The sequence below is a fragment of the Tardiphaga sp. GW821-FHT12E02 genome (assembly GCF_058807155.1).
Window position 1 is genome coordinate 5,069,051 of record NZ_JBXAQK010000001.1, and the last position, 20,458, is coordinate 5,089,508.

The 20,458-nt window shown below is 62.4% G+C and carries 17 protein-coding genes; 2 read left to right on the forward strand and 15 right to left on the reverse strand.

Going from position 1 to position 20,458, the window contains the following annotated elements:
• Nucleotides 1-216: 216 nt before the first annotated feature.
• From AC1RQ5_RS24040 to AC1RQ5_RS24075, 8 genes are all read right to left on the reverse strand, one after another.
• A complete protein-coding gene (locus AC1RQ5_RS24040; RefSeq protein WP_493202312.1) occupies nucleotides 217-1,002 on the reverse strand; it encodes an SDR family oxidoreductase in 786 nt (261 codons plus the stop codon).
• The gene (locus AC1RQ5_RS24045) at nucleotides 1,002-1,934 is read right to left on the reverse strand and encodes a dihydrodipicolinate synthase family protein (protein ID WP_493202313.1); all 933 of its coding nucleotides are present in this window, start codon (nucleotides 1,932-1,934) and stop codon (nucleotides 1,002-1,004) included. The genes AC1RQ5_RS24040 and AC1RQ5_RS24045 overlap by 1 nt, the downstream gene beginning before the upstream one ends.
• A 17-nt stretch (nucleotides 1,935-1,951) precedes the next feature.
• Nucleotides 1,952-3,376: an FAD-binding oxidoreductase gene (locus tag AC1RQ5_RS24050; RefSeq protein WP_493202315.1), complete on the reverse strand. Its 1,425-nt coding sequence runs from the start codon at nucleotides 3,374-3,376 to the stop codon at nucleotides 1,952-1,954.
• A gap of 121 nt (nucleotides 3,377-3,497) precedes the next feature.
• On the reverse strand, nucleotides 3,498-5,171 hold the full coding sequence (gene nikE / locus AC1RQ5_RS24055) for a nickel ABC transporter ATP-binding protein NikE (RefSeq protein WP_493202317.1): 1,674 nt from the start codon (nucleotides 5,169-5,171) through the stop codon (nucleotides 3,498-3,500).
• The gene (locus tag AC1RQ5_RS24060; RefSeq protein WP_493202319.1) at nucleotides 5,171-6,019 is read right to left on the reverse strand and encodes an ABC transporter permease; all 849 of its coding nucleotides are present in this window, start codon (nucleotides 6,017-6,019) and stop codon (nucleotides 5,171-5,173) included. The genes nikE and AC1RQ5_RS24060 overlap by 1 nt, the downstream gene beginning before the upstream one ends.
• Nucleotides 6,016-7,047: an ABC transporter permease gene (locus AC1RQ5_RS24065; RefSeq protein ID WP_398479303.1), complete on the reverse strand. Its 1,032-nt coding sequence runs from the start codon at nucleotides 7,045-7,047 to the stop codon at nucleotides 6,016-6,018. The genes AC1RQ5_RS24060 and AC1RQ5_RS24065 overlap by 4 nt, the downstream gene beginning before the upstream one ends.
• Nucleotides 7,048-7,162: 115 nt before the next feature.
• Complete coding sequence (locus AC1RQ5_RS24070) at nucleotides 7,163-8,785, reverse strand: ABC transporter substrate-binding protein (RefSeq protein ID WP_493202321.1); 1,623 nt, start codon at nucleotides 8,783-8,785, stop codon at nucleotides 7,163-7,165.
• Between the two features lie 128 nt (nucleotides 8,786-8,913).
• Complete coding sequence (locus AC1RQ5_RS24075) at nucleotides 8,914-10,338, reverse strand: NAD(P)-binding domain-containing protein (protein ID WP_493202323.1); 1,425 nt, start codon at nucleotides 10,336-10,338, stop codon at nucleotides 8,914-8,916.
• Between the two features lie 261 nt (nucleotides 10,339-10,599).
• Between AC1RQ5_RS24075 and AC1RQ5_RS24080 the strand changes: the two genes are divergently transcribed.
• On the forward strand, nucleotides 10,600-11,514 hold the full coding sequence (locus AC1RQ5_RS24080; protein WP_493202324.1) for a LysR family transcriptional regulator: 915 nt from the start codon (nucleotides 10,600-10,602) through the stop codon (nucleotides 11,512-11,514).
• Here AC1RQ5_RS24080 and AC1RQ5_RS24085 read toward each other — a convergent pair whose 3' ends face one another.
• The 3 genes from AC1RQ5_RS24085 to hydA all read right to left on the reverse strand — a co-directional run bounded on the left by AC1RQ5_RS24085 (nucleotide 11,515) and on the right by hydA (nucleotide 14,791).
• Entirely contained in the window at nucleotides 11,515-12,276 is a 762-nt protein-coding gene (locus AC1RQ5_RS24085) for an SDR family oxidoreductase (protein ID WP_493202326.1), read from the reverse strand.
• Nucleotide 12,277: 1 nt separating this feature from the next.
• The gene (locus AC1RQ5_RS24090) at nucleotides 12,278-13,252 is read right to left on the reverse strand and encodes an NAD-dependent epimerase/dehydratase family protein (RefSeq protein WP_493202327.1); all 975 of its coding nucleotides are present in this window, start codon (nucleotides 13,250-13,252) and stop codon (nucleotides 12,278-12,280) included.
• Between the two features lie 69 nt (nucleotides 13,253-13,321).
• Nucleotides 13,322-14,791, reverse strand: coding sequence for a dihydropyrimidinase (gene hydA / locus AC1RQ5_RS24095; RefSeq protein ID WP_493202329.1), 1,470 nt, complete (start codon nucleotides 14,789-14,791; stop codon nucleotides 13,322-13,324).
• Between the two features lie 148 nt (nucleotides 14,792-14,939).
• Between hydA and AC1RQ5_RS24100 the strand changes: the two genes are divergently transcribed.
• The gene (locus AC1RQ5_RS24100) at nucleotides 14,940-15,602 is read left to right on the forward strand and encodes an aspartate/glutamate racemase family protein (protein WP_493202330.1); all 663 of its coding nucleotides are present in this window, start codon (nucleotides 14,940-14,942) and stop codon (nucleotides 15,600-15,602) included.
• Nucleotides 15,603-15,656: 54 nt separating this feature from the next.
• On the opposite strand, the gene AC1RQ5_RS24105 is transcribed toward AC1RQ5_RS24100, so the two are convergent.
• The 4 genes from AC1RQ5_RS24105 to AC1RQ5_RS24120 form a co-directional block, all read right to left on the reverse strand.
• Entirely contained in the window at nucleotides 15,657-16,589 is a 933-nt protein-coding gene (locus AC1RQ5_RS24105; protein ID WP_398479287.1) for an N-carbamoyl-D-amino-acid hydrolase, read from the reverse strand.
• A gap of 54 nt (nucleotides 16,590-16,643) precedes the next feature.
• Nucleotides 16,644-17,279 (reverse strand): flavin reductase family protein, encoded by a 636-nt coding sequence (locus tag AC1RQ5_RS24110; RefSeq protein WP_493202332.1) that lies wholly within the window; start codon nucleotides 17,277-17,279, stop codon nucleotides 16,644-16,646.
• Nucleotides 17,280-17,463: 184 nt separating this feature from the next.
• Complete coding sequence (locus AC1RQ5_RS24115; protein ID WP_493202334.1) at nucleotides 17,464-19,116, reverse strand: long-chain-fatty-acid--CoA ligase; 1,653 nt, start codon at nucleotides 19,114-19,116, stop codon at nucleotides 17,464-17,466.
• Between the two features lie 22 nt (nucleotides 19,117-19,138).
• Nucleotides 19,139-20,449, reverse strand: coding sequence for an aminotransferase class III-fold pyridoxal phosphate-dependent enzyme (locus tag AC1RQ5_RS24120; RefSeq protein WP_493202335.1), 1,311 nt, complete (start codon nucleotides 20,447-20,449; stop codon nucleotides 19,139-19,141).
• Between the last annotated feature and the right edge of the window lie 9 nt (nucleotides 20,450-20,458).

Genomic DNA, 20,458 nt, shown 5'->3' on the forward strand with positions numbered 1-20,458 from the left:
GGGCGCCTGGCGTGTCTTAGGCGCTAGATTACACAACCTAATGCATCGGGGCGTGCCTGACCGACTCTTTGATCTCGCGCCAGATCCGCGCGCATAAGCCCCCGACGTGATGGATCAGAACATTCTTCAAATCCTGCCCTCGCTGCCTGCTTTACCTGGCCTGCACGCAGCAAGAGTCGTGCCATCCCAGCGCAGGTGTCTTGCGCGAGATTCATCCTAGACGCCCCGGATCAGCCCGCCATCCACGCGGATCATGGCGCCGGTGACGTAGGACGCGCGTTCGCTGGCCAGAAAAGCAACCATGTCGGCGAATTCTTGCGGGCGGCCGTAGCGCCCCGCTGGAATGGTCGCCATCGACGCTTTGGCAACGGCATCAATGCTGCTGCCGGCACGGTCCGCCGCCGCTTTGTCGATCTGATCGACACGTTCGGTATGGATACGGCCAGGCAACGCCATATTGACGGTAATGCCCTGAGCCGCCACTTCCGTCGCCAACGTCTTTGACCAGCCCGCAACCGCAGCGCGGATGCCATTGGAAAGCGCCAATCGAGGGATCGGCTGCTCGATGCCCGTCGATCCAATGGTGATGATACGCCCCCAGCCGCGTTGCTGCATGACCGGTAACAGGCGTTGCACCAGATGGAAGAGGTTCGCGGCCATGGCCTCGAACTGGCGCAACCAATCGTCACGCGTGGCGTCCCCGGCCTCACGCTGCGGTGGACCGCCGGAGTTTGCAATCACGATATCAACGCCGGATGTCTCCAGGAGATGATCGACAAGCGCATCGACCGTGGCGAGGTCGCCGACATCCACATGCATGGAGGTTACCCTCTGCTGCTGCTCGGCCGGCAGGGCGGCTGCCCAGGCAGCAATGTCGGCTGCACGGCGTGCGGCGCCGACGACATGCGCACCTTCCTGTACCAGGGTCTGCGCCACGGCAGCACCGAGGCCGCGGCTCGCGCCAAGTACAAGCGCTGTCTTGCCACTCAGTCCAAGATCCATCAGCCGAGCTCCTTCAAGCGGTGCGTCTGACGTGACATCAACCGCTCAACGTCGGTGATGTCGGCGGCCGATAGTGGTGCGCCCGGCTTCCGCAGTGTCGCGGATGCGATCACCCCGCGCTTGGCCAGAATATATTTCCTGATCGCAAGACCCGGCCCCGGCTGTTGCTCATAACGGGCGAGCGGCAGATAGGCATCGAACAGATCATGCGCGCGCTCGACGTCGCCGGCCGCATGGGCGCGCCAGACATCGACCATCATCTCCGGATAGGCAAAGCCCGTCATCGCGCCGTCGGCGCCGCGGGTCAGTTCCTCCGGCAGAAACACGCCACCATTGCCGACAAGGATCGAGATACGCCGTGCGGTGCCATTGTCGCTGGCGGCGCGGATTGCTGCGAGCTTGGCGAGCCCCGGCCAATCCTCATGCTTGAGCATGACCATGTTGGGCAGACGCGCGACGATCTTCAAGATCACCGCCGGCGCGATCTGGACGCCTGTCGATTGCGGGAAGTCCTGCAGCACCAATGGCGTCCCTATGCCGATCGCTTCGGCGACCATGTCGTAGTAGGCGACGATCTGGTCGTCCGTGCGCAGGCCAGCCGGCGGCGCCACCATCACGCCGGCAGCTCCGTCGTCCATCACGGCTTTGGTCAACTCGCCCATGGCAGCGAGGCCCGGCCCCGAGACGCCCACGACGATCGGCACGCGCCCCGCCGTCCGCGCCAGCACCCGGCGGACGAGAATACGGGACTCGTCAGCCGTTAGCTTGGGCGCCTCGCCCATCATGCCGAGCAGCGTCAGGCCGGTCGCGCCCTTTTCCAGATAGAAATCGACCATCCGATCGGCGCTCTCGAGATCGAGGGCACCATTCTCCATGAAAGGCGTGACAGCGATGACATAGACACCGCGCGCAGCCTCATTCAACAATGTCATCTGATATTCCTGATCATTCACATCGGCAGCAGCTTGCCCGGATTCATCAGCCCGTCCGGATCGAGCAACCGCTTCAGCGCCTGCATCAGCTCCAGCTCGAGCGGTGCCTTGCAGACTGCCATCTCGCCGACGCGCAGCTGACCGATCCCATGCTCGGCGCTGATCGAGCCGTGCCGCCGGCTGGTCTGGTCGTGCACGATCCGCGTCAGCAAACCGCCCTGGGCGACGAACGCCTCTTCGCTCATGGCCAGCGGGCGCATCAGATTATAGTGCAGATTGCCGTCACCGAGATGACCGAACACCATCGGCCGTATGCCGGGCAATGCTTCCGCGACCGCCAGATCGGCGGCGGCGACAAAATCCGCGATCTCCGCCACCGGCACCGAAATATCATGCTTGACCGCCTTGCCTTCGCGCACGAGCGCCTGTGATACGCTTTCGCGCAATCGCCAGATGGACTTGGCCTGCGCGGTGTCCTGGGCGACGACCGCGTCTGTGATCAAGGCGTCGTCCATTGCAGCGCCAAGTGCGCGCTCCAGTCTTGCAGACAGCGCCATCTCGTCATCGATATCGCCGAGCTCGATCAGGACGCCCGCGGCCGGTATCTTACCGAGTGGCACGCGGACATCATCGATCTGCCGCTGGATCATCGCCAGCGTCTCGCCGGTCAGGAATTCAAACGCCGTAAGGCGATCGCCGCAATGCTTCCGAACTACGCCCAGCAGGCGCAATGCTGCGCCCACATCGGCCACCGCAACAAATGCCGTGGCACGCGCCGTCGGCTGCGGAAACAGCTTGAGCACGGCACCGGTGATAATTCCGAGCGTCCCCTCCGATCCGATAAAGAGATCACGCAACGCATAGCCCGTATTGTCCTTGCGCAGCGCCTTCATTCCATTCCAGATCCGGCCCTCTGGCAGAACCACTTCGAGACCAAGCGTCAGCTCGCGCATCACGCCATATCGCAAAACCGCCACACCGCCAGCATTGGCAGCGAGATTGCCACCGATGGTACAACTGCCTTCGGCACCGAGACTGAGCGGGAAAAAAAAGCCGGCTTCCTGTGCGGCGTTCTGGACATTGGCAAGTATGACGCCGGCATCGACTGCCATGGTCTGCCCGATGGGATCAAGCGCACGGATCCGGTTCATGCGAACCAACGACAACACCACTGCGCGCCCGGACATGTCCGGTGTCGCGCCGCCGGACAGGCTGGTATGGCCTCCCTGCGGAACAACAGGCACACATGCAGCGGCGCAAGCCACCATCACATCGGCGACCTCCTGCGTCGTCCCTGGGCGCACCACCGCGACGGCAGTGCCACGATATTTCCCGAGCCAGTCCGAAAGAAACGGCGCCTGATCCTGTGGATCAGTCAAAATGTTTGCGGTGCCGACGATCTCTTTGAGCCTGTCGATCAGCCCGCTGCCTGTACTCACCATTACTTTCCCATGCCCGGTCGTTCACGTCGAACAGAACCCTAATCCCGAACCATCCATACGGATAATACCAAATTATCCGACGCCTATAATCATGCGTTATGCCCATCGCCACCGCACAACTTCATGCCTTCAGGAGCTCTTGCGGGGCCTCGATATGCGGCACGGCCGCGACCAGTTCGCGCGTATAGTCCGTCTGCGGATTGGTGAACAATGCATGGCTCTCGCCCTGCTCGACGATCGCGCCATTGCGCAACACGATGGTGCGTTGGCACATCATGCGGATAACGTTGAGGTCGTGGCTGACAAACAGAAAAGCGAGATTGTCTTCGCGCCGCAGCCGGTCGAGCAGTTGCAGTACCACTGCCTGCACCGAAACGTCGAGTGCTGCGGTCGGCTCGTCCAGCACCAGCAGCTTCGGTCGACAAGCGATCGCGCGTGCAATGCCGATCCGTGCCTTCTGGCCACCCGACAACTGATGCGGAAAGCGCTGCAGCAGTTCGGCTGGCAAGCCGACACGATAGGCGCATTCGCCGACGCGCTGCCGTAGTTCTGCGCCATTGCGCATGCCGAGCAACCGGATCAGCGGATGCGCGATGCAGTCGAAGGCCGTGTAGCGCGGATTGAGGCTGTCGTTCGGATCCTGGAAGACAATCTGGATCTCGCGGCGCTGAGGCGCGGAATGGAAGTCGCGCGCAGAAATCCGGCTGATGGATTCGCCGTTGAAATTGATCGTCCCCTCGCTCTGGTCGAGCAGACGGCAGATCATGCGCGATGTCGTGCTCTTTCCGGATCCGGATTCACCGACCAGCCCGACGCTCTCGCCAGGCGTGATGGCCATCGAGAAATCTGCGACCCCGACGGTACCGTCATCGAAGCGCTTCACCAGCTTGACGACCTCGAGCAATGGCGGCGTGCCAGCGGGTGATCTGATCTGCGGCGGGACTTGAACCGTCGGCGTCGCGAGCCGGTCATCGTCGGCGACGAGGTCCTCGACCCGTGAACTCGCGGTCGGCGATGCGGCCACCAGACGCTTCGTATAGGGATGCTGCGGCGCATGAAACAGAGCGAGCGCATCGGCCTGCTCGACAAGCTTGCCCTTCTCCATCACCACCACGCGGCGGCAGTAACGCGCAGCGAGGCCCAGATCATGCGTGATCAGGATGATCGCCATGCCCCGCTCTGCAGCAATGCTGGCGAGCAGGTCCATCACCACTTTCTGCGTGGTGACATCGAGGCCGGTCGTCGGCTCGTCGGCGATCAGCAGCGCCGGGTTGCTCGAGATTGCCATCGCGATCATCACGCGCTGGCACATGCCGCCCGAGAGTTCGTGCGGATAAGCGGTCATCCGCTTTTCGGGATCCCTGATCTTGACAGCTTTGAGGAGTTCGAGTGCCTGCGCGCGTGCCTCGCTCGCCGAGATCCTGCGCTGCGCGAGAATGGCATCGGCGATCTGCTGGCCGATGGCACGGATCGGATTCAGCGCCCCGCGCGGGTTCTGGAAGATCATGGCCATCGCGGCGCCATGCATCTCGCGCAGGCCAGAGGCGGTCAGCCGGGTAATGTCGCGATCCCGGAACGTGATCCGCCCCTGCGCAATCCGGCCGGACCGTTCCAGCAGACGCGTGATCGCAAAGCCTGTCACAGACTTGCCGGATCCGCTTTCGCCGACGATGCCCAGCGTCTCACCTTCGGCGAGCGACAGCGAAATGCCCCGCACCGCCTCGACCGGTCCATGACGGGTGGAAAAGGTCACACTGAGATTGTCGATATCCAGCAGCGGCTTGTTCGTCATCATCAGGTACGCTGTCTCGGATCGAGGATATCCCGCAACCCGTCACCGAGCAGGTTGAAGCAGAGCACAGCCAGCATCAGCGCCAGGCCGGGATAAGCGACGAGCCACCATTTGCCGGTGGAAATGAAACGGGCGCCTTCGGCAACCATGATCCCCCATTCCGGGGTCGGCGGTTTAACGCCGAGGCCGATGAACGACAGGCCGGCAGCGTTGATGATCGCCCAGCCGAGATTGAGCGACATCTGCACCACCATGGCTGGCAGCACATTGGGCAGAAGGAAGCGCAGGACAACGGAGACGTGACTGTCACCACAAGCACGCGCGGCTTCCACCCAGCCAAGGTTACGTCGAACATTCACCTCCGCCCGCGCGAAGCGAACATAGAACGGCAGGTTGATGATCGCGGTCGCGATCACGATATTCTCGACCCTGTTACCGAGTGCAGCGACCATGGCCATGGCCAGGACGAAGAGCGGGAATGCCATCAGCACGTCGACGAAGCGTCCGACGAAGCGGTCGAGCCGGCCGCCGATATAGCCACAGAGCGCACCGACAACGGCGCCAATCGCGAAGGAGATGCCGACGGCAGAAACTGCGATCGCAAGATCGAGCTGCGCAGCCACGATGATCCGGCTGAAGACGTCACGCCCAAGCTGGTCCGTGCCGGCCCAATGCGCGGCACTGGGTGGCATCAAGGCGTTCTGGACGTTTGACGCGATGGGATCATAGGGCACGATCCACGGCCCGAAGATGCCGACGAAGATCAGCACCGCCGCGCCGAAGGCCGCGAGGCCGGTGACCGGGTTGCCGCGCAGGATGAAGGCGGCGTGCTGGAGGGTGGCACTGCTCATCCGATGGAAATCCTGGGGTCTGCGATGCCGTAGAGCACGTCAACGACGAGATTGACGATGACAAAAACCGAGGCCATCAGCAGCACGAAGCCCTGCACCGGCGCATAGTCCGACGACAGCAGCGCATCGAGGGCGTAGGACGCGACGCCCGGCCACGAAAACACTTTCTCCACCAGCACATTGGCACCGAGCATGGTCGAGAACACGATGCCGGCGATGGTGATGACGGGCAGGATGGCATTGCGCAGCGCATAGGTGACGATGATGCGCCACCACGACAGGCCGACCGAGCGCGCCGTGCGTACGAAATCGCTGCCCAGCGAGGCCAGCATCGAGGCGCGCGTGATCCGCGCCAACGGGGCGATGACGAAGAGTGCCATGGTGCAGGCTGGCAGGATCAACTGCTTGAATGCTGCCCACCAGCCGCTCCAGTCTCCAGCGATTGCGAAATCGATCAGCAGGAAACTCGAATGCGCGGGCGGCAGGCTCGTGAAGATATCGACGCGCCCGGTGGGGTCCGGAGATACACCGAGAAGGTAGTAGAAAATGTAGATCAGCAGCAGGCCGGAGACAAAGGTTGGCACGCAAACCCCGAGCGCACAGAACAGCCGGACACCATGATCAATCAACGATCCCGGTCGCAACGCCGCGATCACGCCAAGCGGGATGGCAAAGATCAACGCAAGGAGTAGCGCGGAGAATGTGAGTTCGAGCGAGGCCGGCAGGCGCTCGCGCAGGTCCTTGGTGACAGCCTGCCCCGTCATCAGCGAACGGCCGAGATTGCCGCGGCCGACATCATACAGATAGAGCACGAGCTGGGTCGGTACCGGTTTATCGAGCCCCATCTGCTTGCGGATGGTCTCGATCTCCTCCTTGCCCGAATTGGGGCCGGACGCGAAGAAGACTGCGGGATCGCCCGGCAACACCCGCATCAGCAGGAAGGTCAGAACAAGCACGCCAAACAGCGCGGGCAGCGACGACGCAAAGCGCATGATCGCGCGTCTTGCTGTCGAGACCAGCAGCATCATGTCAGGCACCCGCGATCGCCAGGACTGCATCGATGGTTGTCACCACGGCCGCTGTTTGCCGGAATGCGGGCCGCCGTCAGACGGCGGCTCGCGGTGTGCCGAAGCCGGATCACGTTCATTTCCGGCTGAGGTCGCGATAATCGACCTGGCGATGGAATTGATAGGTGTAGCCTGTGATGTTCGACGCCATCACCGCATCCTGGCTGGGCTGCCACAGCGGGATCTGCGGCATGAGATCGAAGTTCATCGCATTGAGCTTCTTGCCATCGTCCTCATATTTCGCCTTGTCGGCTTCAAAACGGGCCTTCTGCGCCAGCGCAGTCAGGTCCGGATTGTCGATGGAGGAGTAATTCCAGCGCTGATTGCCGGTGTAGAAATTCCGGTAAAAATAGTCGGTGGACGGTAGCCACGCGACGATGCCCTCCGCGAAGAACGGCACCTTCTTTTCGGTGATCTGCGTCGACATCTGCGCATCCGGCAGCTTCTGGATATCGACCTTGATGCCGATCTTGCCGAGCGACTCCTTGAGCAGCGCAGCCATCGGCTCGGCCGTCGCCGACTGGCCGACATTGAAGCTGAAGGTCGTCGAGAACCCGTCCGGATAGCCGGCCGCCTTGAGGTAAGCCTTCGCCTTGTCGAGATCGAGCTTGATCGGCTGCGGGATCGGGAATGCGCCGCTCGGCGGCTTGCCGTCGGCCCAGGTCGCGCCGGCCAGCAGCAGGCCGCGTCCGAACAGCGCCGCCTTGAACATATCGTCATACGGCAATGCATAGGCGATCGCACGGCGCACATCCGGCTTGTCGAATGGCGGCATCTGATTGTTCATCGAGATGAAGGTGATCGCATTGTATTGCGGCGTCGAGATCACCTGCAGCTTGCCTTTGGCCTCGAGCGCCTGTGCATCGCTGGCCTGGAGATCGATGACGATATCGGCATCCCCCTTCTCCACCAGGCTTGCGCGGGTCGCAGGCTCCGGCACCGACTGCACGATCAGCCGCTTGAAGAAGGCCTGCTTGCCATCCGGCCCGCGGTTCCAGGCATCGTTACGCTTCAGGATGACCTGCTCGCCCGGCTTGAACTGCTCGATCACATAGGCACCGCTGCCCGCGGTGTTTTCCTTCAGCCACTTTTCTGCCCACGGATCATCCTCCGTGACATGGGCCTTGGCGAGCTTCGAGTTGATGATGATCGGATACACGGTGGCCAGGTTCGGCAATGCCAGCTTGTCCGGCTGCGGCAGCGTGACTTCGATGGTCAGCGGATCGATCACCTTGAACTGGCTCGCATCGGTCATCGACCCCGTCAGCAACTGCGCCTTTCCGAGAACCTTGGCAGTGACCACCCGATCCAGCGACCATTTGACATCCTCCGCAGTCACCGGAGAGCCGTCCTGGAATTTGGCGTCCTTGCGCAGCTTGAACGTGATCTTCAGACCGTCCGGACTGACATCAAAGGATTCCGCGAGTTCGCCGCGAATGGTGTCGAGATCGAACACCCATTTGCCGTTCATCTGCTTGCGACCGAATGACACGAGACGATCGTAGGTCGACAGGCTAACCGCGAACGCTTCGCGGGTCGAGCCTGGAATGTTAGGATCGAGCGTATTGACTGCGGCGCCGGTCAAATACCGCAGCGTTTCAGCACGGGTCTGCGCATGCGCGGATGGGGCGCTACTTGCGACCGCAAAGGCCAGGCACGTTGCCGCGATCCACACACGCTTCGAATGCACAATGCTCATCAACGATGTCCCCGTTTGTTTATATCTCGGCAGCAGCTGCAGTCTCAAATATCGAAGCAATAGACATGCCAACATCCCGACGCATGTCGCAGAAATGCCGTGTATCGCATGCGGCAATCATGCGGATCTCACGCATCGGTCGCACCCGCTTGCCGCACGACCGCCTGAGGAACATCGTAGGCGCTGAACGAGGCCCAGTGCCTGTCGATATCGGCGCGAAACAGGCCGCGTGTCAAACCGTGCACCAGCTTTGGTACCGCTGTGGTCATGGCATTGATCGACGATCCCGACGGCCCGAAGCTCATCGTGGACGCAATCGCGAAGAGGTGGATGTCGCGTATCCACGGCGTCTGGCCCGCCACGCGCTCGCAGAATGCATAGTCGTCGGCGAGATAGGGAAATTGCGCCAACCGTGCGCTCTGCTCATCTCCGGGCGGCTGGTATCGATCTGCCCAGCGCGCAATATTGTGGGCGCAGTGCTGAAGTTCCGCCCGCCCGCGAAAATCCATTTCGATACCGGTGCCACAGACAACGAGATCCGCAACACACTCACCACGCGACGTCTGCAGCACAACGCCGTCCGGCGTCTCGCGTGCGCCCTCGATCTGCACACCCTCCTGCAGATCAAAGGCAGCGTGACGCGCGCAGCGGTCATAGGTCGGCTGCGGAAAAGCCTCGCGCATTTCCAGAATGGCGCGCATGAAGCGCCAGCGCCATGCATCATCGAGATCCGAGAAGTGGCGCAGGAATCCGCGGAATGTCAGCCAGCGATAGGGCTGGACCAGCTGGATGGCGGTGCGGCGACAAAGCAGGTGAACGGCGGCGGCGCCATGTTCGAGCGCAGTCGCGGCATTGTCGAATGCCGAAGCGCCAGCACCGATCACCGCGACGCGCCGGCCGCGCAGGCTTGCGAAGTCGATGGATGCCGCGGAGTGCACGCAGCGCTCGGCCGACAGATGACGCAGCGGCGCCGGAATGCTCCAGTCACCCATGCCTTCCTGACCGGTGGCGAGCACCACCTTGCGTGCATGAATGCGTTCCTCGCCGTGTCCGGTGCGCAACGTCACGGCGAGCAGGCCATGATCGGCCGGCGCGATGTCGATCACCTCGCATCCGTTGCGCACCGGCAGATCGAGCACGCGGCGATACCACAGCAGGTAATCCGCCCAGTGTTCGCGTGGGATCAGATTGAGATCACGCCAGCTGTCGGTGCCGTATTTGGCCTCATGCCATGACTGATAGGTCAGCGAAGGAATATCCAGGTCGGGGCCGGTATAATCCTTCGGGCTGCGCAGCGTCGGCATCCGCGCGTAAGTGAGCCACGGACCTTCACGACCTTCCTCGGCCTTGTCGATGACGCGAATGTTCGTCACCTGCGAACGCCTGAGAGCAAATGCGATGGCAAGCCCCGACTGTCCGGCACCGACGATCAAAACGTCGAGCGCCGTTGTACCGTCCGGCGCGGATACCGGCGTCAGCCACGGCATTGACGGATGAGCCGTCTTGGCGAGGTCGGATCGAACAAGCTCAGAATGTGCAGCGAGACCATCCATCACACACAATCCTCACAGCGAGGACTCCGCACACAGCAAGCGGCGGCTGAGGATTTGTCTTGATGCAGCAGATACCACTGCGCCCGACGGAAACAATCGCTCACGCTTTCTCCACTTCGCTCAAACCGACACGTCGAAGACTAGCAAAGCAAGATCAGAACCAAGTATGCTAATTTGTCCTGCGGCCATAATCAGTCGTTATGGGGGCTGGCAGCAGGTCAGACGCGGGATCTCGCCTCCTTTTCGCACCGGTAAATGCACATGCGCCTAAACTTGCGGCAGATTGAAGTATTTCGCGCCATCATGATGACGGGCTCGATCAGCGGTGCGGCGCGATTGCTGTCCGTATCCCAGCCGGCCATCAGCCGCCTGCTCGCTTACACCGAGGATGGACTGAAACTGCAGTTGTTCGAGCGGGTCCGCGGCCGCATTCAGCCAACGCCGGAGGCGCGACGACTATTCGTCGAAGTGGACGAGGTGCATCGCGGCGTTCTGCGTATCAACGATCTCGCCGATGAATTGCGCGCCCATGGCATCGGCTCGGTCCGGGTCGTGGCAAGCCCGAGCGCCGGCCACAGCATGGTGCCCGATGCGATCGCCAGACTGCGCCGACGCTTCCCCGATCTCAAGGTGGAGTTTGAAACACTGACCCTGCTGGAGATTATCAGTCGGGTCGCCACTGCGCGTGCAGATCTGGGCATCTCGGTGCTCCCGGTCGACGAGCCGACCGTCGATGTCGAGGTCATCGCCGAAGGATCGTTGAATGTGGTCATGCCGTCGGATCATCCGCTCGCCAAACAACGGAGCATTCGCGCCCGCGAGCTTGCGCCCTATCCACTGATCGGCTTCGGTGGCCAGACGCCTTACGGCCACATCGTCACCGAAGCACTGGCGACAAGCACCGAGCCCGTCCGCATCGCGACGGTGGTGCGCTTTACACCCGATGCCTGTGCCATGGTCCGATCCGGTGCAGGCATCGCCGTTGTGGATGAATTCGTGCTGCGTGGCCATGCCTGGCCCGATCTGGTCTCACGGCCTCTCACCCCGCGAACTGCTATGAAGGCCTATCTTCTTACGCCCCGCTTCGAGCCGCTCTCACACAATGCCGCGGCGCTTGCGCAGATCCTGCGCGGAAAAAACGGGCCGGCGCGCGAGCGCAAGCCTGCGCTGTCCTGATCACGCAGCGAGCCAGCCGCCATCGACCGGCAATACAATGCCGGTCACAAAGGACGATCCGTCACCGGCCAGATAGAGCGCCGCCTCGGCCACTTCCTCGGCTTGACCGAAGCGTTTCATGGCATGGCGCAGACGCGAGGTTTCTCGCACAGGTTCGGGATCTGCATGGCGCGCAAAGCTGCGGCGGAGCATTGGCGTATCGATCGCGCCTGGCGCAATCGCATTGACACGGATGCCATCGGGCGCGAAGTCCACTGCCATGGTGCGGGTCAGGCTGACGATGGCGCCCTTTGCGGCGATATAGGCGGTATTGCCCCGGCCCCCCGCGACGGCGAGTTGCGAGGCCAGCGTGATGATTGCCCCCTTCCCCTGACGCTGCATCACCGGCACCGCCCCACGGGCCCAAAGCCAGGTGCCGCCGACATTGGCGCGGAACACCGCGTCCCAATCCGCGGGATCGGTGGTGACTACCGTGCCGCCGCAAGAGAAACCCGCCGCCGTCATCAGGACATCGATGCGCCCATGACCCGCGACGATGGCATCGACAGTCGCCGTCGCAAACCCCGCGTCGCCGACATCGCCGACATAAATCTTGCCACCACCTCCCGCCGCCCGCAATGTCGCGAGCGTCTCCTCGGCGCCGACCGCATCACGATCGACAATGGCGACATAGGCGCCTTCGCCCGCAAACAGCAGCGCACTGGCCCGACCGATACCCGATCCGGCACCGGTGACGATCGCAACCTGCCCAGCCAGTTTCATTTCATGCCACTCCACCATGTTCGCGCAGCCAACGGCTCAGATGATCGGCCGATGCAGCGCAGTCGAAGCTCGCGTGCCAATTAAATTCGTCTTCGAGACGCCGCACCGAGAGCGGCGCACGTATCGGCCCATGCACCATGACCGTTGGTGCTTCGCCCGTCCCCGCGAGCCTGCATGTAAAGCCGGGATTCAGAGTGGCGAATGCCTCACCCCAGGCCTCCGCGGTGTAGGTCATTCCGCTTGAAATATTGTAGAGATCATGACGCGGCCGCTCCGCCTCCAGCAGGAGCTGCACGGCGGCCGCCACATCGAGCGCATAGACCCAGTCTTTTTCGCCCGCATCGCTCAGCAGGGCCGCACGCTGCTCGGCACAGCAAGCCATGATCAGGGCTTGCGGCGATGGCGTGTCGCGCACACCGCCGGCCCGTTCCCACGGCCCGAACACACCGGACAGGCGCACGCTGATGATGTCCATCTGCCAGAGATCGGCAAGCCGGGCCGCAACGCGCTCGGACGCAAATTTGGTGATGGGATAGAGTGCGACCGGATCGCATGGCGTCTCTTCATCCAGCACGGCAAAGCGCTGGCCACTGGCGCCATAGGCCGCCGCGGAAGACAGGTTGATGATCCGCTTCACCCCGGCATCCCGCGCCAGTTCCAGGATCGGCACCTGCGCGGCCAGATTGACCTGCAGGATGCTGCCCGGATCGGAAGCATCACGCGCGGTGCCTGCGGTGATCGCTGCGCCGAGCAACAGCGCATCGACCTGGCTGCTGATCACAGCGGCCACGGCTGCACGATCGGTGACATCCGCTTCGACGACGTGCAATCGTTCCCGATGCGCAGCAAAGGCACGTTGTGCCGCTGCCGGCAACGGAGCGCGGTCGAACAAGGTCACGCTGTGCCCGCCGTCGAGCAATCTGTCCGCAATATTCAGGCCTACGAAGCCCGTGCCGCCAAAGATCAGGACATGCATGGATTTACATCTCCGCAACCAGCGCCGTGCATGAGCATCGACCGTTTCCTTCTTTGATATGCGATGCGGTCACAGCAGTTTGGCGCCGAAATTCAGCTCAGGATTCATATCCGCGACCAGCCGTCCCGTCGGCCTGGCAGCCTCGCCACCACTCCGCGGCAGGAAACGGCCGCAACCCGGCTCTGCCGATCGCTTGCCATCATCAACAATGACGCGGCCACGCGACAGCACGGTCACCGGCCAGCCTTGCAAAGTGCGTCCGGCAAATGGCGTGTAGCCTGTGAGGTCGTGCATCATGTCATCGCTCACGGTGACGCGGCGCTCCGGATCCCAGATTGCAATATCGGCGTCGGCGCCGACCGCAATCGATCCCTTGCGCGGATGCAGGTTGTAGATCTTGGCCGGCGCCGTCGCCGTAAGCTCGACGAACTTCTCCAGTCCGAGCTTACCCTTCGACACCATCGCATCGAACAGCAATGGCAGGCGCAGCTCGAGCCCCGGCAGACCATTCGCGATCTGCTTGAAATTAGGATTGGGCCCGGCGCGCAGCTTGCCTGTGTCATCGAAACGATAGGGCGCATGGTCGGACGAGATCGTCTGCAGATCGCCTAGCGACAAGGCCTGCCACAGTGCTTCCTGATCGGCGGATGTACGCTGTGGCGGGCTGCACATCCATTTCGCGCCCTCGATGCCGGGCTTGTCGAGATCCTCGGCCGTCATGAACAGATATTGCGGGCAGGTTTCAGCGAAGACCTTGAGCCCCTCGCCCCGCGCTTGCCGTATCACCTTTGCGCCCTCGGCAGTCGAGACGTGGAAGATCATGATCGGCTGATCCACCAGTGCCGCGAGGCCGATGAGCCGGTTGATCGCCTCCGCTTCGGAGAACCGGGCATGGCTGGTGGCGTGAAACTTTGGATCGGTGTAGCCGCGTGCCAGCAACCGTTTCACCATCCAGGAGATGATGCCGTGATTCTCCGCATGGGCGCAGAACATCGCACCACCCTCGCGGGCCGCCATCAAAATATCGAGGAGCTGCTCGTCGTCGATCTTCAGCCGGTCATAGGTCATGAAGATCTTGATCGAACCATGCCCCTGCTTGATCAAGGCCGGCAGATCGCGCTCCAGCGTCTCCTTGGTCGGATCCGCAATGATCATGTGAAAGGCATAGTCGATCACTGCACCCTTGCGGGCCAGTGCATGATAGTCCTCGAGCACCTGAGGCAAATGCATGCCAATATGCTGGGCAGCGAAGGAGATCACGGACGTCGTGCCGCCGAAAGCCGCCGAGGTGGTCGCACTTTCGAACGTATCGGCATTGACAATGCCGGCAGCCGAGAGCTGCTCGATATGGCAGTGGGTATCCACGCCGCCCGGCAGCACGAATTTGCCGCGCGCATCGATCTCGCGCTTGGCGCCAGTCAGCCCGCGCCCGATCGCAGCGATTGTTTCGCCTGAAATACCGATATCCGCTTCGAAGACGTCGGTGGTGGTGGCGACACGTCCGCCGCGAATGATGAGGTCAAATACGGGGGCGGTCATGGCTGTCTCCGTGACTATCGATGCTGAGCACATATGGACGACATTTCTCTTGCCGCGTGTCTGTGCGCCGGATGCGTGACATCATCGTCTTCACCCACGGCATAATTTTTGCTCCTTTCTGGGATCCGTCAATACAGGACGCATTGAAATGCCTCGACCGCGCATCCTCGTCATCAACCCGAACTCCAACCGTATCGTGACCGCAGGATTCGCCGATGCGCTGAAACCGCTCGACTTCCCGACCGGGCCCGAGATTATTTGCGAGACCCTGGAAGAAGGACCATTCGGCGTGGAGAGCCAGGCCGATGTCGAGCGCGTCGCGATGCCGCTGCAACAGCTGATCGCGCGCGATACGACTTCCGCCGCCTTCGTGATCGCCTGCTACAGCGATCCCGGGCTGCATGTCTGCCGCGAGGCGACGACGCGCCCGGTATTCGGTATCGCCGAATGCGGCGTGCTCACCGCGCTGACCCGCGCCGATCGTTTTGGTGTCATTGCCATCGCGCAGCGCTCGATCAACCGTCACTTGCGGTACCTGCGGCAGATGGGATTGATGGATCGCCTTGCCGCCGAACGCCCGCTCAACATGACCGTTGCGGAGACCGCATCGGGGGACGGCACGCTGCTCAAGATGATCGCCGTCGGGCGTGCGCTGAAGGACGAGGACGGCGCCGGTGCCATTGTGATGGGTTGCGCCGGCATGGCGCGACATCGCAAGCCGCTGGAAGACGCGCTCGGCATCCCCGTGATCGATCCAACCCAGGCAGCCGTCACCATGGCGGTCGGCGCGGTGCAATTCGCGGCGAGTTGATCGCCGGCCGACGCGATCCCCGGCCGATGTCGTGCATGCCGGAAGCCATTCACATCACGTTTCCGGCGGCAGGATCACGCCGGTCTGGCTGGTGATGCGACCATAGTGCTCGATACGCCGATGACGGGCGAAATCGAAGATCGTCTTTTTCCCGAACACGGTGTCGTCGAGGTCGCATGGATGAACGAGCAACTCATCACCGTCGGTCTTTGCCTCGATGACGACCTCGCCATCCGGATTGACGATCAGGCTGCCGCCGATCAGCGGAAAGCCATCCTCATCGCCGGCCTTGGCCACCGACACCACCCAGCATGAATTCTGATAGGCGCCGGCCTGCACGGCCAGGCGGTTGTGGAACAGCCGCTTCTCCGGCCCCTCGCTGCCCTTCTGCGAGTTGAAAGACGGCGTGTTATAGCCGATCAGCACCATCTCGACGCCCTGCAGGGCCATGACACGATAGGTCTCCGGCCAGCGTCGGTCGTTACAGACCGCCATGCCGAAAATCCCATCCAGCGTGCGCCAGACCGGAAAGCCGAGATCGCCGGGCTCGAAATAGCGCTTTTCCAGATGCTGGAAATCGCGCTCGGGATCGAATTCGGAATGGCCGGGCAGATGGATCTTGCGATATTTGCCGACAATCTTCCCGGTGCGATCGGTGAGAATGCTGGTGTTGAAGTGATGACCATCCGGCGTCAGTTCCGCATAGCCGAAATTCATCGCCATCTGATATTCGGCGGCACGCGCAAACAGTGGCTGAACCGCTTCATTCGGCATGTCGCGTTCGAACCAGAGATCAACCTCCGCCTGATCCTCGACATACCAGCGCGGAAAGAAGGTTGTGAGAGCCAGTTCGGGATAGACGATGAGGTCGGCGCCTTTGCTCTTCGCCTCGTCCATCAGCGCAAGCATGCGCTTCACGACAACCTCGCGCCCCTCGGCACGCTGGATCGGCCCGAGTTGGGCGGCTGCGACATTGATCACGCGCATCGCGCTGCTTCTCCGTGATGATCTTCAAGATGATCGTGACGCATCGGGCACTTTCTACCCACGCACACTCTGCCATGCCTCCAGGCTCGGCACATTCAGTTCGAACCGGTCGCCCATCCGCACATAGACGTTGCCGCCAATGCGACCGATCGGCCAATAGGCCTCATAGTTTGTCCGCAACGTTTCAGGGTCAACCACGCCATCGCGAACATGCAGGCCGAGAATTTCACCAACCAGCAGATCCCGCTCCGCGCCAAAATTCATCATCGTGACCTGGCGACATTCGAGCGCCACGGGCGCTCCGGCAAGATACGGCACCGGTCCGTGAACACCATCGGCCAATGCAAGATTCAACGCGTCCGGTTCGCCGATCTCAGCCGGAAAACCGATCGAACAGTGGGCCATGTCAGCGGAAAATGCTTCATCGACCATGTGGACAACGAAGTGTCCGGTCGCCCGCACATTGCGCGTCGTGTCTTTCACGGCGCCATCGGGCTTCGCCTGCAGCCCGACGACCACCAGCGGCGGATTTTCGGAGAACACGTTGAAGAACGAAAACGGTGCGGCATTGACGACGCCCTCCGGCGACATCGTCGTGATCAATGCGATCGGGCGCGGCACCACCAGACCCGTCAGCAACTTGTAACGTTGCGGCCCGCTGCAGGCCGCGAAGTCAAAACTCAACGTCATGTGATCTTCCCGAAGCACTGTGCATTTGGAAGGCACGTGGGAACGAGGTCAATGCGCTTTAACAGGCAATCACTGCCTCGATTTAAGCCTCGACGCACAAATCCGGTCAGTTTGCATTGGTCATACGGTCTCGGTTCTCCCAGGCACCGTCGCGAATTCGTGCGAGACGGATCGTCTGTCAACGTCAGCTCCATTCGGCGTCCTGCAGAAGCCGCCAACTGATCTTGTTGCTTTCGGAGCGTGGCAGGCTCTCGACGAACGTGATCGCACGTGGCGCCTTGTAGCTCGCCATCGTCTGGCGGCCCCAGGCCACGATATCCTCGGGCGTGACCGAACCTTTTGCACCGTCGTGCAATGCGATCACCGCTTTCACGGTTTCCCCGCGATAGCCGTCCGGCGCGGAGATGACGCAGCATTCCCGGATTGCTGGATGGCCGTACATGGTGGCCTCCACTTCAGCCGGCCAGACCTTGAACCCGCTGACATTGATCATGCGCTTGAGCCGATCGACGGCGAAGAAATAGCCGTCGGCATCGCGATAGCCGAGGTCGCCCGTGCGGAGGAAGCGCCGATGCCCGATCGTGATGAAGGTGGACGCATCGGCCTCCGGCCTGTCCCAGTAGCCGCGCAGCACCTGCGGACCGCTGACGATGATCTCGCCGGTCTCGCCCACACCGAGCTCCACGCATGTATCCGGATCGATCACCCGCGCGTCCGTTTCATGCACGGCGATGCCGAGACACTGCCGTTTTGGCGCGGCCATTGGATTGATATGGGTCGGCGACATGGTTTCGGTCATGCCATAGCCCTCGACGAAATCGAGACCGAAACGCGATTTGAGCCGTTCGGCGACAGCGACGGGCATCGCCGCTCCGCCGCCGGTGATGACCTTCAACCGTGCGAAGCAGTCATCGCGGAAATTCGGGCTCGCCAACACGTCCACGATCATGGTCGGCGCCGCGTTCCAGAACGTGACCCCGTATCGCGCGAACAGCGGCGGGATCATTTCCTTGTCCCATCTCGCCGTGATCACCAGCGAGGCCCCCGCAACGATGGCTGAATTCATCGATCCCTGCATGCCGGCCACATGAAACAGCGGCATGAACGCGGTCATGACATCGTCCTTCCCCATGCCATACCAGCGCGCTTGCAATACGGCCGTGAACAGCACGCTGCGATGCGTGTGCATGCAGGCTTTCGGCTTGCCTGTGGTACCGGACGTATAGGGAAAGAGGCACATATCATCAGGACCTGCCGTCATCGGCGCAGGTTGCTCTCCTGCTGCAATGACATGCGTCCACTCGTGCCAGCCCGGCGCGTTCGGGATGGCAATATCCTGCGTCACGCAGGCCGGCAGCGCATACGGCGTCTGATCCGGCAGGTAGTCACGATAGCGCGCAGCAATCACCACATCGAGATCAACCGCAAGAAGCGGCGTGAAAACCTCGGCAAGTTCGCTGCCGGCGATCGCCACCCTGGCGCCGCTATCGGTCGCCATGTAGCTGACCTCTGCAGCCTTGTTCATCGGATTGATGGGCACGACGATGGCGTCGGCGCGCATCACCGCGTGATAGGCAATCACATATTGCGGCGAGTTCTGCAGCGCGACCAGAACGCGGTCGCCGGCTCGCACGCCGCATCTGTGCTGCAGGTAGCCTGCCAGCGCATCGACCTGCCGCAGCAGTTCCGCATAACCCAGCACGCCGTCATAGAAGACCGTTGCCGGATGATCAGGACGATCCCGCGCCGCGCGCGACAGCGCGTCATACAGGATGCCGTCCGGCATCGGCAATTCACGAGGCTCACCGGAAGGCCAAAACGGCGATGCGTCAGTCATGGCATCCTTTCCAGCAATCTCGTCAATGATGCAGCCTCGATCGTTCATGCTCCCGATCCGCAAGATCGAGGCCATGATCGAGCGCAGCCAAAAGCCGCTCGGCGTCCTGTTCGCTGATGATCAGGGGCGGGGCGAGGAATAGTGAGGTCTGCTCCCCGCTGGTGCCGATCACCGCGCCGGCCTCCATGGCCAATGCAGCGACACGCGAGGCGATCGGAGTTTCCGTGGTATCCCCGGCCCAGTTGCGCCAGTCCGGCCCGTGCAGCTCGACGGTCCAGTGCAGGCCCTGCCCGGCGACGCGGCTGACGCTCGGATGGCTGCGCGCAATCTCGAGCAGGCGCTTGCGGAAGACCCCCTCCATCGTGCGGACACGCGCCAGGATGTCTTCTTCGGTCACCACTTTCAGATAGGCGCTGACGGCCGCCATGCTGATGGGATGACCGCGCAGCGTGCCGTAATTCTGCCAGCTCGATCCCTTGAGCATCTCCACGATCCGTTTCGAGACGACCACCGCGGCCACCGCCGCAGCGCCGCCACCAAGCGACTTGCCGAGGGTCACGATATCCGGCCGGCTCGCCGCTCCCTGAAACGCGAACCAGCGACCGGCACGGCCGGCGCCGGTGACGACCTCGTCAGCGATCCAGATCGACTCCGCCGCCGCCGCATGGCGTGCGACTTCGTCCTGATAGGTGCCGTCGTAATAATTGCCACCCTGGGTGTAGTCGATGATGGTGGCGGCGGTGCCGCTGAGTGTGTCCGTCGCTTCGGCAAGACGCGCCGCGACCGGCCGATTGTCCGGCAACGAGCCATAGATCGCACCATCCGGTGCCGGAAGAATCTTCACCGGCGCCATCGGTGCCGGGAGGCGCGAGCCACCGGCCTGCACCGCAAGGCCGCCATGCCAGTGCGGCTGCACGGTCATGCTGCGCGACAGGCCGACGATGCCGTGATAGGCGCGCTCACGCGTCGCCAGCGCGGACTTTTGCGTCAGCGCCTGGCACAGTGACAGCGCCATGTCATTGGCTTCGCTGCCGGAGATGCAGAAGCGCACGCCGCCGACCCAGTCCTCGCCTGCAAAGGCGGTATCCATCAGATCGTCGGCGGCCTGTTCGCGGCCGATCCATGTCCAGCCTTCGTTGACGACCGGCGTATCGGCGGCATTGCGGATCGCTTCCACCATGCGGGGATGGCGATGGCCGAGGCCGCCGCCGGTATTGCTGCCGTCGATGAGCTTGCGACCATCCTTGAGATGGAAATACACGCCCTCGCCGCCGACCACGGTGAGCGGGGCGCTGTCGCCGGCATTGAGTCCGGTGCGTAGCAGTCTGCTCATGGTTCTCTC